General features: G+C 71.5%; 10 protein-coding genes, 3 tRNA genes and 1 pseudogene. 8 read left to right on the top strand and 6 right to left on the bottom strand.

The window, feature by feature from the left end:
- Window positions 1-100: 100 nt before the first annotated feature.
- Window positions 101-778, bottom strand: a complete 678-nt coding sequence (locus tag BIV25_RS03200; protein WP_071370528.1) for a vancomycin high temperature exclusion protein — start codon at window positions 776-778, stop codon at window positions 101-103.
- 184 nt (window positions 779-962) lie between these two features.
- Between BIV25_RS03200 and BIV25_RS03195 the strand changes: the two genes are divergently transcribed.
- The 4 genes from BIV25_RS03195 (at window position 963) to dnaG (ending at window position 6,366) form a co-directional block, all read left to right on the top strand.
- The gene (locus BIV25_RS03195; RefSeq protein ID WP_071370527.1) at window positions 963-1,754 is read left to right on the top strand and encodes a sirohydrochlorin chelatase; all 792 of its coding nucleotides are present in this window, start codon (window positions 963-965) and stop codon (window positions 1,752-1,754) included.
- Between the two features lie 33 nt (window positions 1,755-1,787).
- A complete protein-coding gene (locus BIV25_RS03190) occupies window positions 1,788-3,062 on the top strand; it encodes a deoxyguanosinetriphosphate triphosphohydrolase (protein WP_071370526.1) in 1,275 nt (424 codons plus the stop codon).
- A gap of 104 nt (window positions 3,063-3,166) precedes the next feature.
- A complete protein-coding gene (locus BIV25_RS03185) occupies window positions 3,167-4,432 on the top strand; it encodes an NAD(P)/FAD-dependent oxidoreductase (RefSeq protein WP_071370525.1) in 1,266 nt (421 codons plus the stop codon).
- A gap of 38 nt (window positions 4,433-4,470) precedes the next feature.
- Window positions 4,471-6,366 (top strand): DNA primase, encoded by a 1,896-nt coding sequence (gene dnaG / locus BIV25_RS03180; RefSeq protein WP_071370524.1) that lies wholly within the window; start codon window positions 4,471-4,473, stop codon window positions 6,364-6,366.
- Window positions 6,367-6,372: 6 nt separating this feature from the next.
- On the opposite strand, the gene BIV25_RS03175 is transcribed toward dnaG, so the two are convergent.
- Window positions 6,373-6,717, bottom strand: a complete 345-nt coding sequence (locus BIV25_RS03175) for a hypothetical protein (RefSeq protein ID WP_071370644.1) — start codon at window positions 6,715-6,717, stop codon at window positions 6,373-6,375.
- A gap of 132 nt (window positions 6,718-6,849) precedes the next feature.
- Here BIV25_RS03175 and BIV25_RS03170 point away from each other — a divergent pair.
- Window positions 6,850-8,149: pseudogene (locus BIV25_RS03170) on the top strand (RNA polymerase sigma factor).
- A 37-nt stretch (window positions 8,150-8,186) separates the two neighbouring features.
- Here the strand turns inward: BIV25_RS03170 and BIV25_RS03165 are convergent.
- From BIV25_RS03165 to BIV25_RS03150, 4 genes are all read right to left on the bottom strand, one after another.
- Window positions 8,187-10,112 carry an ABC transporter ATP-binding protein gene (locus BIV25_RS03165; RefSeq protein WP_071370522.1) on the bottom strand — a complete coding sequence of 642 codons (1,926 nt, stop codon included), beginning with the start codon at window positions 10,110-10,112 and terminating at the stop codon, window positions 8,187-8,189.
- Window positions 10,112-11,845 carry an ABC transporter ATP-binding protein gene (locus BIV25_RS03160; protein WP_071370521.1) on the bottom strand — a complete coding sequence of 578 codons (1,734 nt, stop codon included), beginning with the start codon at window positions 11,843-11,845 and terminating at the stop codon, window positions 10,112-10,114. The genes BIV25_RS03165 and BIV25_RS03160 overlap by 1 nt, the downstream gene beginning before the upstream one ends.
- Before the next feature lie 139 nt (window positions 11,846-11,984).
- Window positions 11,985-13,424 carry an FGGY family carbohydrate kinase gene (locus tag BIV25_RS03155; protein ID WP_071370520.1) on the bottom strand — a complete coding sequence of 480 codons (1,440 nt, stop codon included), beginning with the start codon at window positions 13,422-13,424 and terminating at the stop codon, window positions 11,985-11,987.
- 63 nt (window positions 13,425-13,487) lie between these two features.
- Window positions 13,488-13,793, bottom strand: a complete 306-nt coding sequence (locus BIV25_RS03150) for a hypothetical protein (RefSeq protein WP_071370519.1) — start codon at window positions 13,791-13,793, stop codon at window positions 13,488-13,490.
- Between the two features lie 160 nt (window positions 13,794-13,953).
- On the opposite strand from BIV25_RS03150, the gene BIV25_RS03145 reads away from it, so the two are divergent.
- The 3 genes from BIV25_RS03145 (at window position 13,954) to BIV25_RS03135 (ending at window position 14,369) form a co-directional block, all read left to right on the top strand.
- Window positions 13,954-14,026, top strand: a tRNA-Asn gene (locus BIV25_RS03145).
- Between the two features lie 6 nt (window positions 14,027-14,032).
- Window positions 14,033-14,105, top strand: a tRNA-Asn gene (locus BIV25_RS03140).
- A 187-nt stretch (window positions 14,106-14,292) separates the two neighbouring features.
- Window positions 14,293-14,369: transfer RNA gene (locus BIV25_RS03135), tRNA-Ile, on the top strand.
- Window positions 14,370-14,462 lie beyond the last annotated feature (93 nt).

Raw genomic sequence — 14,462 nt, 5'->3', positions numbered from 1 at the left:
CTCCTGCCCGCCGTACCGCGCACGCCGTGAACTCCGGTGTCCGGCAGGCGGGTCAGGGCGCCCGACCGGCCCGCCGTGAGGCGCGTGGCGTCGGCGAAGTTCACCGCCCCGCGGCGAGCGCCCGCGCCACCTCCGGGTCCTTCGGGCCGAGGAACTGCGGGTCCGGATGGAACACCGCGTCCAGGACCGCCTTGCCGGCCGCGAACACCTCGCGGGTTCCGCCGTAGTACCAGGTCACGTCATGGTTCTCGGCGACCCCGACCCCGTAGGAGGTGACGCCCGCCGCCTCGCACAGCGCCACCGCGCGCCGGATGTGGAAGCTCTGGCTGATCAGCACCGCGCCTTCCACCCCGAAGATCTTCCGGGCCCGCACGCAGGAGTCCCAGGTGTCGAAGCCGGCGTAGTCGCGCACGACCCGTCCGGCCGGTACGCCGTGCCTGCTGAGGTAGGCGCGCATGGCGTCGGGTTCGTCGTAGTCCTTGCGGCTGTTGTCGCCGGTCACCAGGACGACCTTCACCCGGCCCGCCCGGTACAGCGCCGCCGCCGCGTCCAGCCGGTGCGCGAGGTACGGCGACGGCTCCCCGTTCCACAGCCCGGCCCCGAACACCACGGCGACCTTCGCCGCCGGCACGTCCGCCGCCGTGCGCAGCCGGTCCGCCGTGGACGCGTACAGCCACGTCACCGGCAGCAGCGCCAGCACGCACACGGCCATCACGGCCTGCACCAGCCGCCGCTGCCCGGCACGGGTGCGCGGCAGCCGCGGTCGACGGATCCTCATACGTCACATCCCCCCGACGTCCCCCGGTGACCGGTTCCGAAGCGATCGGTCCCGACCCTTCAGGACGCCGGCGGCCCGGATCCGGTTTCGCCTCACATCGCGCAGGTGTACGACGTGAACCCGCGGAAAATACCCGTGACGGCCAGGCAACGGCCACGCAACGTGGCTCCGGCAGGATCGTTTCATGACGGCGTCGACCCCTCCCCGCTCCGGGCCCCGCATCCGCCTGGTCCCCCCGCCCTGCCGCCGCCCGGACCGGCCCGCCCTGGTCCTGGTCGCCCACGGCAGCCGGGACCCGCGCGCGCTCGCCACCGTGACGGCTCTCAGGGACCGCGTACGCGAACTGCGCCCCGGCCTGTCCGTCCGCCTCGGCCACATCGAGCTGAACGCGCCGCTCCTGCCGGACACCCTCGCCGAGCTCGGCGGCGCCCCCGCCGTCCTCGTCCCGCTCCTGCTCAGCCGGGGTTACCACGCCAAGCAGGACATCCCCGCGATGGCGGCCGAGGCGCGGGCGCACGCGCGCGTGGCGCCCCCGCTCGGGCCGCACCCGCTTCTGGCGGAGGCCCTGTACGACCGCCTGCTGGAGGCCGGCTGGCCGACGGCCCCGGACGAGGCCATGCGCCGCTCCGGCGCGGTGGTCCTGGCCGCGGCAGGCTCCCGCGACCCCGACTCGGCCACGGACACCCGCCGCACCGCCCGCCTCCTCGCCGAGCGACTGGGCGTCCCCGTCCTCGCGGCCTACGCCGCGGCGGCCGGCCCGACGGTCCCGGCGGCCCTGCGCACCCTGGCGGCGAGGGGCCGCCACCGGGTGGCGGTCGCCTCCTGTTTCACCGCCCCGGGCCGCTTCGCGACCCAGTGCGCGGCCGCGGCACCCTGGCTCGCCGCGGCCCCGCTCGGGGACCATCCGGCGATGGCCCGGCTGGTCGTGCGGCGTTACGAGCAGAGCCTGGCGACGCCGTCGGCGCAAGCCGCCTGAAGGGGAGCGGCCTGCCTGGCTTACTGTCGAGCCATGGAAGGCACCGCACCGAACGGAACGTACGGCTCCACCTCCGCGGAGCGCTACGCGCCCGAACCCGACAAACGCCCGGGCCGCACCGCCTTCCAGCGCGACCGCGCCCGCATCCTCCACTCGGCCGCCCTGCGCCGCCTCGCCGGCAAGACTCAGGTGGTCACCCCCGGCACCCGCAGCCAGGCCTGGGACGCCAGCCCCCGCACCCGGCTCACCCACTCCCTGGAATGCGCCCAGGTGGGCCGCGAGCTGGGCGCGGCCCTCGGCTGTGATCCCGACCTGGTCGAGGCGGCCTGCCTCGCCCACGACCTCGGTCACCCGCCCTTCGGCCACAACGGCGAACAGGCGCTGAACGACTTCGCGGCCGACTGCGGCGGCTTCGAGGGCAATGCCCAGTCCCTGCGGCTCCTCACCCGCATCGAGCCCAAGCGGTTCGTGGCGGAACGCTCCGTCGGCCTCAACCTCACCCGCGCCACCCTCGACGCCGCCACCAAGTACCCCTGGCCGCGCGGCGCCCACCCCACCGACCCGGCGTCAGGGAAGTTCGGCGTGTACGAGGACGACCGCCCGGTGTTCGACTGGGTCAGAGGCCCGGCGCCGGGCACCCGCACCTGCTTCGAGGCCCAGGTCATGGACTGGTCGGACGACGTGGCGTACTCGGTGCACGACGTCGAGGACGGTCTGCACGCCGGTCACATCGACCCCAACTGCCTGTACGCCGAGTCGGAGCGGCAGGCGGTGTTCGAGGTCGCCGTCGGCCGCTACGTCCCGGCGGACACCGACCCCGCCGAGCTCTCCGCCGCCCTCGACCGCCTCCAGGACGCGGAGTGGTGGCCGCACGGCTACGACGGCACCGCGGTCGCCCAGGCTCGGCTGAAGGACACCACCAGCCAGCTCATCGGCCGGTTCTGCCTGGCCGCCGAGGGCGCCACGCGCGCCGCGTACGGCACCGGCCGGCTCACCCGCTACGGCGCCGAACTCGTCGTACCCCGCGAGGCCCGGATGGAGTGCGCGGTGCTCAAGGCGGTCGCGGACCGTTACGTCATGCAGCGCGCCGAGCAGGAGCGGGAGCGCGCGGACCAGCGGGTGATCGTGGCCGAGCTGGCGCAGGCGCTCACGGTCCGCGCGCCGGACGGTCTCGATCCGCAGTTTCGGGCCCTGTTCGACGGGGCAGGCGACGACCACGCGCGCAAGCGGGTGATCGTCGACCAGATCGCCTCCCTCACGGACGTGTCCGCGCGGTCCCTGCACGCGAGACTGACGGGGCATATGTGAGAGGAAAGTGACCTCCGGTGGCCTGATCGGGTCACTCCCTCTTCCCGCGGGACGCTGCGTGCGGGACGCTCACACATGGCGACACCCTTACGAGGAGGCATCAAGTGGTCGACGCGGATCAGACATTCGTCATCGTCGGGGGCGGTCTCGCCGGCGCGAAGGCGGCGGAGACGCTCCGGGCGGAGGGCTTCACCGGCCGGGTGATACTGATCAGCGACGAGCGCGACCACCCGTACGAACGCCCGCCGCTGTCCAAGGGCTACCTGCTCGGCAAGGAGGAGCGCGACAGCGTCTTCGTGCACGAGCCCGCCTGGTACGCGCAGAACGACGTCGAGCTGCACCTCGGCCAGTTCGTCGACCGCATCGACCGCGCGGCGAAGACGGTCCGCTTCGGCGACGACGGCACCCTCGTCCGCTACGACAAGCTGCTGCTGGTCACCGGCGCCGAGCCGCGCCGCCTCGACATCCCGGGCACCGGCCTCGCGGGCGTGCACCATCTGCGCCGGCTCGCGCACGCCGAGCGGCTCAAGGGCGTGCTCGGCTCGCTCGGCCGGGACAACGGGCACCTGGTGATCGCGGGCGCCGGCTGGATCGGCCTGGAGGTCGCGGCGGCGGCCCGCGAGTACGGCGCGGAGGTCACGGTGATCGACCCGTCGCCCACCCCGCTGCACCACGTGCTCGGCCCCGAGCTGGGCAACGTCTTCGCCGAGCTGCACCGCGAGCACGGTGTCCGCTTCCACTTCGGGCGGCACCTCACCGAGATCGTCGGCCAGGACGGCATGGTGCTCGCGGCCCGCACCGACGACGGCGAGGAGCACCCGGCGCACGACGTCCTCGCGGCGATCGGCGCGGCGCCCCGGACCGGTCTCGCGGAGGCGGCCGGGCTGGAGATCGCCGACCGGGCGCACGGCGGCGGCATCGTCGTCGACGAGCGGCTGCGCACCTCCGACCCCGACATCCACGCGGCCGGCGACGTGGCGAACTTCCCGCTCGCCCTGTTCGGCACCCGGCTGCGGGTGGAGCACTGGGCCAATGCCCTCAACGGCGGCCCGGCCGCCGCCCGCGCGATGCTCGGCCAGGAGATCAGCTACGACCGGGTGCCGTACTTCTTCACCGACCAGTACGACCTGGGGATGGAGTACAGCGGCTGGGCGCCGCCGGGGTCGTACGACGAGGTGGTGATCCGGGGCGACGCCGGCAAGCGGGAGTTCATCGCGTTCTGGATGAAGGAGGGACGCGTGCTGGCCGGGATGAACGTGAACGTGTGGGACGTCACAGACCCCATCCAGAAGCTGATCCGCTCCCGGGCCCAGGTGGACACGGAGGCCCTGGCCGACCCGCACGTACCCCTGGACGGCCTCGCCTCCTGACCATCGGGGGTGTCGGTGCGGCCCCGTAGAATCACCTCGTGGCAGGACGGATCAACGACGAGGACGTGAAGGCGGTACGGGACGCGGTCCCGATCGACGCCGTGGTCTCCGAGTACCTCCAGTTGCGCAGCGCGGGCGGCGGCAATCTCAAGGGCCTGTGCCCGTTCCACGACGAGAAGTCGCCGTCCTTCCAGGTCAGCCCGAGCAAGGGGCTCTTCCACTGCTTCGGCTGCCAGGAGGGCGGCGACACCATCACCTTCGTGATGAAGGTGGACCACCTGTCCTTCTCGGAGGCGGTGGAGCGGCTCGCCGCCCAGGCGGGCATCACGCTGCGCTACGAGGAGGGCGGGTACAACCCGGCCCACCAGCGCGGCGAGCGGATCCGCCTGGTCGAGGCGCACAAGATCGCCGCGCAGTGGTACGCCGAGCAGCTGGCCACCAGCCCCGAGGCCGAGACCGGCCGGGTCTTCCTCGCCGAGCGCGGCTTCGACCAGGCCGCCGCCGTCCACTTCGGCGTCGGCTACAGCCCCCAGGGCTGGGACCATCTCACCCGCTATCTGCGCGGCAAGGGCTTCACGGACAAGGAACTGGTCCTGTCCGGGCTGTCGCAAGAAGGCCGCCGCGGGCCCATCGACCGCTTCCGCGGCCGCCTGATGTGGCCCATCCGGGACATCGGCGGCGAGGTCGTCGGTTTCGGCGCCCGCAAGCTGTACGAGGCGGACAACGGCCCCAAGTACCTCAACACCCCCGAGACGGCGATCTACAAGAAGTCCCAGGTCCTCTACGGCGTCGACCTGGCCAAGCAGCACATCGCCAAGGCCAGCCGGGCCGTGGTCGTCGAGGGCTACACCGACGTCATGGCCTGCCACCTCGCCGGCGTGACGACCGCGATCGCCACCTGCGGCACGGCCTTCGGCGGCGAGCACATCAAGATCCTGCGCCGTCTGCTGCTGGACAACGGCTCGGCCCGCGTCATCTTCACCTTCGACGGCGACGCGGCCGGCCAGAAGGCCGCGCTGCGCGCCTTCGAGGACGACCAGAAGTTCGCCGCCGAGACGTACATCGCGATCGCGCCGGACGGCATGGACCCCTGCGAGCTGCGCCTCGCCAAGGGCGACGAGGCGGTGGCCGACCTGGCCGAACCGCGCACCCCGCTCTTCGAGTTCGCGCTGCGCCAGATCGTGAACCGCTACGACCTGGACACCCCGGCGGGCCGCGCCGGTGCCCTGGACGAGGCGGCCCCCATCGTCGCCCGGATCAAGAACAGCGGCGCCCAGCACGAGGTCGCCGTCCAACTGGCCGGCATGCTCGGCATCCTCGACACCCAGTTCGTGGTCAAGCGGGTGGCCCAGCTGGCCCGCTGGGCGCGCGAGCGCGGCGGCCAGGGCCCGGCCCCGGCGGGCCCGCGGTCGTACGAGGCCGCTGCCCGCCCCGCCACGGCGGGCCCCGCCCTCCAGCTCCGCAACCCGATCTACGCCACCGAACGCGAGCTGCTCAAACTCGCCCTCCAGCGCCCGGAGCTGGTCTCCCCGGCCTTCGACGCGTACGGCGTGGACGAGTTCACGGCCGCCCCCTACGCCGCCGTCCGCCAGGCGATCCTGGACGCGGGCGGCGCCGAGTACGGCATGCAGGACAGCCAGGAGTACCTGGTCCGGGTCCGTGAGGCGGCCCCCGACGACACGGTCCGCGCCATGGTCACGGAGCTGGCCGTGGAGGCGATCATGCGCCGGACGGTCGACGAGAACTACGCGGGCGAACAGCTCGTGACCGTCCGCCGCCGTGCCGTGGAGCGCCGCGTCCAGGAACTCCAGATCACCGCCCGCCGCCTGGAAGCCGGCGGCGACCCGGCCCAACTGGCCTCCGCGCACAACGAGTTGTGGGTCCTCCAGCAGTACGACCAGTCCCTGAAGACCCGGGGCTCGGAGGCGCTGTGAAGGGGGCTAGTCCGCTTCCTGGGGCTGCTCGGGCGGTGCGATGCCGAGGTGGTCGGTGATCGCGCCGACGTGTGTGGTGAGCGTTCCGATCTGCTCCATCATCGCCACCTGGCCGGACACCAGGGCGCCGAGCAGTTTGCTGTGTTCCTCCAGCGTCTTGCCGTGCTCAAGCTGCGTCTGCCGAAGTGCCTGCATCAGTTGCACGTCCGCCCTGCGCTGCTCCTGAAGCGCGGCCACGTCGCGATCGGAGTTCACTGCGAGGTGCCGGGTGGCAGCCTGTTCCTCCGCCACGTCGTGCACCTGCGCCTCCAGCGCCTCCACACGCCGCCGCAGCTCGTCCATCTCGCTCATGCCTTCCATCCTGCCTCATGCCGGTGCGGCCCACTCCTGGCCGCATATGTCATTCGGATAGTCCGACGAGCTGAGTAACCACCCGGTCACGAGACGAACGCAAAAAGTCACCGCACGCCCCTCGTGGCGGGGATGTGTCGTACTCCACACTGGGGGCGGTGCCCGAGTCCTCGGAGCGCAGGCCGTCGACTCTCCGCTCCCGAAGTAGCGCTGTCGCACTCGGTCGGCAGCGATCATCCTGGAGGTCGCCCCCGTGCAGACCCAGACCCTCACTCAGACCGACAGCGCCACCCGTGCCACCCGCACCACCCGCGCCACCCCCGTCACCGCGGACGAGCCGGACGCCGAGCCGGACGTCCTCGGGGCCGTGCCCCCGCAGAGCCGCGGTGACCGGCACCCGGAGGGCACGCCCGCCGAGCCGGCCGAACCGCCGGCGGACGCCCTCACGGACGAGCCCCAAGAGCCCGAGGAGCCCGACGAACCCGCCGTCGCACCGGTCGCCGCACGGGCCGACTCCGGTGGCCCCTCCGCCGATCTGTTCCGCCAGTACCTGCGCGAGATCGGGCGCATCCCGCTGCTCACCGCCGCCGAGGAGGTCGAACTCGCCCGCCGGGTCGAGGCCGGCCTGTTCGCCGAGGAGAAGCTGGGCAACACCCCCGACCTGGACACCAGGCTGGCGCTCGACCTGGACCGGCTCGTCGTCATGGGACGGATGGCCAAGCGCCGGCTCATCGAGGCCAACCTGCGGCTCGTCGTCTCGGTCGCCAAGCGGTACGTCGGACGCGGGCTGACCATGCTCGACCTCGTCCAGGAGGGCAACCTCGGGCTGATCCGCGCGGTGGAGAAGTTCGACTACGCCCGTGGCTACAAGTTCTCCACGTACGCCACCTGGTGGATCCGCCAGGCCATGTCCCGGGCGCTGGCCGACCAGGCCCGCACCATCCGCGTCCCGGTGCACGTGGTCGAGCTGATCAACCGGGTCGTGCGCGTGCAGCGCCGGATGCTCCAGGAGCGGGGGTACGAGCCGACGCCCGACGAGGTCGCCGCCCACCTCGACCTGCCGCCCGAGCGGGTCAGCGAGGTGCTGCGGCTCGCCCAGGAACCGGTCTCCCTGCACGCTCCGGTCGGCGAGGAGGAGGACGTGGCCCTCGGTGACCTCATCGAGGACGGCGACGCCGCCAGCCCGGTCGAATCGGCCGCGTTCCTGCTGCTGCGGCAGCACCTGGAGGCGGTCCTGTCCACGCTGGGGGAGCGGGAGCGCAAGGTCGTCCAGCTCCGCTACGGCCTCGCCGACGGCCGGCCCCGCACGCTGGAGGAGATAGGCCGCATCTTCGGCGTCACACGGGAGCGGATACGGCAGATCGAGTCCAAGACCCTCAACAAGCTGCGGGATCACGCGTTCGCGGACCAGCTGCGGGGCTATCTGGACTGAAGCGGGGCCGCCCGGGACGGGCGGCCCCGCTGTGCTGTCAGTCCACCTCGGCCACCGCCTGCGCGAACTGCGCCTTGTAGAGCCGCGCGTACGCCCCGTCCGCCGCCAACAGCTCGGCGTGCGCGCCCTGTTCCACGATCGAGCCGTTCTCCATCACGAGGATGGTGTCGGCGTCCCGGATCGTGGAGAGCCGGTGGGCGATCACGAACGAGGTGCGGCCGTGCGCCAGTTTGGCCATGGCCTTCTGGATCAGGACCTCCGTGCGGGTGTCCACGGAGCTCGTCGCCTCGTCCAGGACCAGGATCACCGGGTCGGACAGGAACGCCCGCGCGATGGTGATGAGCTGCTTCTCACCCGCGCTGACCCCCGTGCCCTCGTCGTCGATCACCGTGTCGTAGCCCTCGGGCAGGGTGCGGATGAACCGGTCGGCGTGGGCCGCCCGGGCCGCCTCCTCGATCTCCCCGCGGGTGACCTCGCGCGCGGCGCCGTACGCGATGTTCTCCGCGATCGTGCCGCCGAACAGCCAGGTGTCCTGGAGCACCATGCCGATCCCGGACCGCAGTTCGTCGCGGGTCATCCGCCGGACGTCGACGCCGTCCAGGGTGATCCGGCCGCCCGAGACGTCGTAGAACCGCATCAGGAGGTTGACCAGCGTGGTCTTGCCCGCGCCGGTCGGGCCGACGATCGCGACCGTGTGACCGGGCTCCACCGTGAGCGAGAGATCCTCGATCAGCGGCTTCTCCGGGTCGTACCGGAAGGACACGTGCTCCAGGCGGACCCGTCCGCGCAGCTCCTCGGGCCGCTCGCCCGGCACCGGATCGGCCTCCTGCTCCTCGGCGTCGAGGAGTTCGAAGACCCGCTCGGCCGAGGCGACGCCGGACTGCACCAGGTTCGCCATCGAGGCGACCTGGGTCAGCGGCATCGAGAACTGCCGCGAGTACTGGATGAAGGCCTGCACGTCACCGATGGACAGCGAGCCGGAGGCGACCCGCAGCCCGCCGACCACCGCGACCAGCACGTAGTTCAGGTTGGAGACGAACATCATCAGCGGCTGCATCACACCGCTGTTGAACTGTGCCCTGAACCCGGCCTCGTACAGCGCCTGGTTCTGCTCGGCGAACTGCTGCGCCGACTGCTGCTGCCGGCCGAACACCTTCACCAGGGTGTGCCCGGTGTACATCTCCTCGATGTGGGCGTTCAGTTTGCCCGTCGTGCGCCACTGCTGCACGAAGTGCGGCTGGGACCGCTTGCCGACCCGGGTCGCCACCAAGGCGGACAGCGGCACGGTGACGAGGGCGACGAGCGCCAGGATCCACGAGACCCAGAACATCATCACCAGCACGCCGACGATGGTGAGCAGGGAGTTGATCAGCTGGCCCATCGACTGCTGGAGCGTCTGGCCGATGTTGTCGATGTCGTTGGTCGCACGAGAGAGCACCTCACCGCGCTGGCGCTTGTCGAAGTACGACAGCGGCAGCCGGGACAGCTTCGTCTGCACCTGCTCGCGCAGCCGGAGCATGGTGAGGTTCACGGTCCGGTTGACCAGCCGGGTCGCGACCGCCATCAGCAGGCCGGAGGCCATGAACGTGCCGAGCGCCAGCAGCAGGACGTCGCCGACGGCCCCGAAGTCGATGCCCTTGCCCGGGGTGAACGCGGTGCTCCCCAGCATGTCCGCGACCGCGCCCTGGCCGTGGGCCCGCATCTGGTCGAGGACCTGCTGCTTGGTGACACCGGCGGGCATCCGCCGCCCGATGATGCCGGAGAAGACCAGGTCGGTGGCCCGGCCGAGGATCTTCGGGCCGATCACGCTCAGGGCCACGCTGACGACCGTGCACAGCAACAGGAGACAGATCGTGGCCCGTTCGGGTCTGAACTGGGCGAGGAGCCGTTTGCTCGACCCCTTGAAGTCCATGGAGCGCTGGTCGGGACCGCGCCCGGCCATCATGCGCATGGGCCCGGCCATCAGGCAGCCTCCGCTTCCGTCAGCTGGGAGAGCACGATCTCCCGGTAGGTCTCGTTGCCCGCCATCAGCTCCTGGTGGCGGCCGCTGCCGACGACCCGGCCCTCGTCCAGCACGATGATGCGGTCCGCGTCCCGGATGGTCGCCACGCGCTGGGCGACGATGACGACGGTGGCCTCGGCGGTCTCCCGGCCGAGCGCCGCGCGCAGCGCCGCGTCGGTGGCGTAGTCGAGGGCGGAGAAGGAGTCGTCGAAGAGGTAGATCTCCGGGCGCTGGACGAGGGTGCGGGCGATGGCGAGGCGCTGGCGCTGACCACCCGACACGTTCGTGCCGCCCTGTGCGATGGGCGCGCCGAGCCCGCCCTCCAGCTTGCTGACGAAGTCCTTGGCCTGCGCCACCTCCAGCGCCTGCCACAGTTCCTCGTCGGTGGCGTCGGGATTGCCGTAGCGCAGGTTGGTCGCGACCGTGCCCGCGAACAGGTACGGCTTCTGCGGGACCAGGCCGACCGTCCTCGCCAGCAGCTGCGGCTCGACCTGCTGCACGTCCACGCCGTCGACGAGGACCTCGCCGTCGGTCGCGTCGAACAGTCGCGGGACCAGCCCGAGCAGCGTGGACTTGCCGCTGCCGGTGGAGCCGATCACGGCGGTCGTCTCACCCGGCCGGGCGACCAGGTCGACGCCCTTCAGCACCGGCTCCTCGGCCCCCGGATAGCGGAAGCCGGCCGCGCGGATCTCCAGATGGCCGTGCGTGCGCAGCTCGGTGACGGGCGCGGCGGGCGGCACCACGCTGGAGTCGGTCGCGAGGACGTCCTGGATGCGCTCGGCGCAGACCTCCGCGCGCGGCACCATCATGAACATGAAGGTGGCCATCATCACGGACATCACGATCTGCATCAGATAGGCGAGGAACGCCGTCAGGTCGCCGATCTGCATGTCGCCGCTGTCGATGCGGTGTGCGCCGAACCACACGACCGCGATCGACGACACGTTCACCACGGTCATGACGACGGGGAACATCAGCGCGAGCATCCGGCCGGTGGCCAGCTGCATCTCGGTCAGGTCGCCGTTCGCCCTCCCGAACCGCTCCTGCTCGTAACCGTCCCGCACGAAGGCGCGGATCACCCGGTTGCCGCTGATCTGCTCCCGCAGCACCCGGTTCACCGTGTCGAGACGTTCCTGCATCGACCGGAACAGCGGCCGCAGCCGGCGCACGATCAGCGTGACGCAGATCGCGAGCACCGGAACGACGGCCACCAGCACCCCGGACAGCGGCACATCGAGGCCGAGGGCCATCACGATGCCGCCGACGCACATGATGGGCGCCGACACCATCAGCGTGAACGTCATCAGGGCCAGCATCTGGACCTGCTGTACGTCGTTCGTCGTACGGGTGATGAGGGAGGGGGCACCGAAGTGGCCCAGCTCACGCGAGGAGAAGGACTGCACCCGGTCGAAGACGGCTCCGCGCACGTCCCGGCCGAGCGCGGAGGCGGTCCGCGCACCGAAGTAGACGGCGCCGATGTTGCACACGACCTGGGCCAGCGAGATGCCGATCATGAGGGCGCCGAAGGACAGGATGTAACCCGTGTCACCCTTCACGACACCGTTGTCGATGATGTGCGCGTTGAGGGTGGGCAGATAGAGGGTGGCGCACGTCTGGAGGAACTGGAGCAGCACCAGCAGGGCGATGGGTTTTTTGTAGGGCCTGAGATAGGCCCGTAGGAGTCGTATGAGCACGCTGCGTCTCTCGGAGTCGGCGAAGGGGCGGTTCGGTTGCCCTTGGCCCCTATCGTCCGACACTCCACCCGCGTTACCTCAAGTGATTTACCCGGCGGACGAACGTGTACAGCCACGCGTGCGGAAGCTCGTACGACACTTACGAGTGAAACGCCCCCGGGTGCGTCTGCTCCCGCACGGCCGTGAACTGCTGGCGCACCGCCTGACCCACCGCCAGCTCGTCGCCCGGCTCCAGCACCTGCGCCGCCGCGCCCTGCCAGGCCGGCGGAGTGCGCGGGTCGAGTGTGCCCTGCGACACACCGAGTGCCCAGGCGGCCTGCCGGGCCGCGCCGATCGCCGCGTAGTCCGCCGGCTGCGGCACGACGACCTGCGCGCCGAACAGCGTGGGCGCCGAGGCCTGTACGGCGGGCAGCTCGGCGGCCGGGCCCAGCAGGAAGATCCGCCGCACGTCCACGCCCCGCCCGCGCAGCACGTCCAGCGCGTCGCCGAGCCCGCACAGCATGCCCTCGAACGCGGCCCGTGCCAGATGCTCCGGCTTCATCGACTCCCGGCGCAGCCCCGCGAGCGTCCCGGCGGTGTGCGGCAGGTTCGGCGTGCGCTCACCCTCCAGATAGGGCAGCAGCACCAGCCCGTGCGCCCCCGGCGTCGACTTCATCGCCAGATCGGACAGGCTCTCCAGGTCGGGCAGGCCGAGCAGTTCGGCGGCGCCGCGCAGGGTCCGTACGGCGTTCAGGGTGGTGACGACCGGCAGGTGCATGCCGGTCGCGTCGGCGAGGGAGGTGATCATCCCGGTCTGGTCGGCGAGCGCCTCCGGGTGGACGGCCATGACCGACCCGGACGCCCCGAGGCTCACCACCGCGTCCCCCAGCCCGATCCCCAGCCCGAACGCGGCGGCCATGGTCTCCCCGGTCCCGGCCGAGATCAGCAGCCCCTCAGGCGTCGTACCGGCCGCGTCGGACGGGCCGATCACCTCCGGGAGCATCGCCTGGTGCCCGAGCGCCAGCTCGACCAGGTCGGGCCGGTAGGCGGCGGTGGCGGCCGACCAGTACCCGGTCGAGGAGGCTCCGCCGCGGTCGGTCGTCCGGCGCACGGGCCGGCCGAGCAGCTGCCACACCAGCCAGTCGTGCGCCTGGAGCAGTACGGCCGTGCGGCGGGCGTTCTCGGGTTCGTTCTTTGCCAGCCAGCGCAGCTTGGTGACCGGCGCGGCAGCCTGCGGCACGCTCCCCACGGCCTGCGCCCACGCCTCGCGCCCGCCGAGCGCGTCGAGCAGATCGGCCCCCGCGACCTGCGCCCGCTTGTCGCCGCCGACCAGCGCCGGGCGCACGGTGTTGCCCTGGGCGTCCAGCGGGACGAGGGCGTTCTGCTGGGCCGAGACCCCGATGGCCTGCACGCCCTCCAGCAGACCGCCACCGGCGGCCTCGCCGAGGGAGAGCAGCCAGGCCTGGGGGTCGATGTCGCTGGGGCGGCCCTCGACCGGGTGCGGGGCGTAGCCCTGCCGCAGTACGGCGCCGGTGTCCGCGTCACAGACGACGATGCGCGTGAAATCTGGCGAGCTGTCCAAGCCGGCGACTATCCCCATACACCGAATTTTGCAGCATTCCTGAGGATGCTCGGGCCAGGGACGTCCAAAGGAGTGGGGGGTTCAGGTGTTGCTCGTGCCCCAGTCGTCCTCGGGGGTGCCGTTGAGGGTGCGCTCGCGCAGGCTGCGGACCCGCTGGCTCACCGTCTCGGGGACCCGGTCGCCGACCTTGCCGCTGACCGTGTGGAAGGCCTTGCCCGCGTACTGGCGGCCCTGCTGAGCAGCGGTCTCGGCGGTGTTCCGGACGGCCGGGCTCTGTGCGATCCGGCGCGCGGCCTTCTTCAGCTGCTCGTAGCGTTCGCGTCCGGCCCTCGTGCCGAGCACGTAACCGACGGCCAGTCCCGCGACGAACGTGAGCCGGTAGCGCATGGCTGCCACCCTTCCCTTGCCTGGGTCTGCGGTGCGACGTGGGGCGCCTGGGGATACCGATTGGCGGAGCACCCCCCTGCTTGCGCTAATGTATGTGTCGCAGCGAGCGCCCGCCCCCTGGCGAATACCCAGGTAGGTGCGTTCGATGCAATCGAGGCGATCCTCCGTAGCTCAATTGGCAGAGCAGCCGGCTGTTAACCGGCAGGTTACTGGTTCGAGTCCAGTCGGGGGAGCTTCGGTCCTCCGTAGCTCAATTGGCAGAGCAGCCGGCTGTTAACCGGCAGGTTACTGGTTCGAGTCCAGTCGGGGGAGCGCAGTGATCGAGGGCCCCTCAGGGGTCCTTTTTCATGCCCGCTTCATGTCCGCGGGAACCGGCGCGGCCGCGGCGGTGTCCTCAGGATCATGAGCAGCGCAGAAGCCGACCATCCGAAGCAGGAGATCGTATGAGCGGCTATGCTGCGGCAGACGGCGCGCACACGTGTACGCGACACGCCGCTATGGGGCGGTAGCTCAGCCGGTTAGAGCAGCGGACTCATAATCCGTCGGCCGTGGGTTCGAGTCCCACCCGCCCCACCACAGAAGAAACGTCGTGACCTGCGGAAACGCAGGTCTCACGCTAGCGCCGTCGAGGCGAACGACATACGGCCGACACACCGTGCGCTCGTATGA

Origin of the sequence: Streptomyces sp. MUSC 14 (genome assembly GCF_001866675.1) — a bacterium.
In the GTDB taxonomy this organism is placed as follows: Bacteria; Actinomycetota; Actinomycetes; order Streptomycetales; family Streptomycetaceae; genus Streptomyces.
This window is presented reverse-complemented; position numbering and strand designations above follow the sequence as displayed.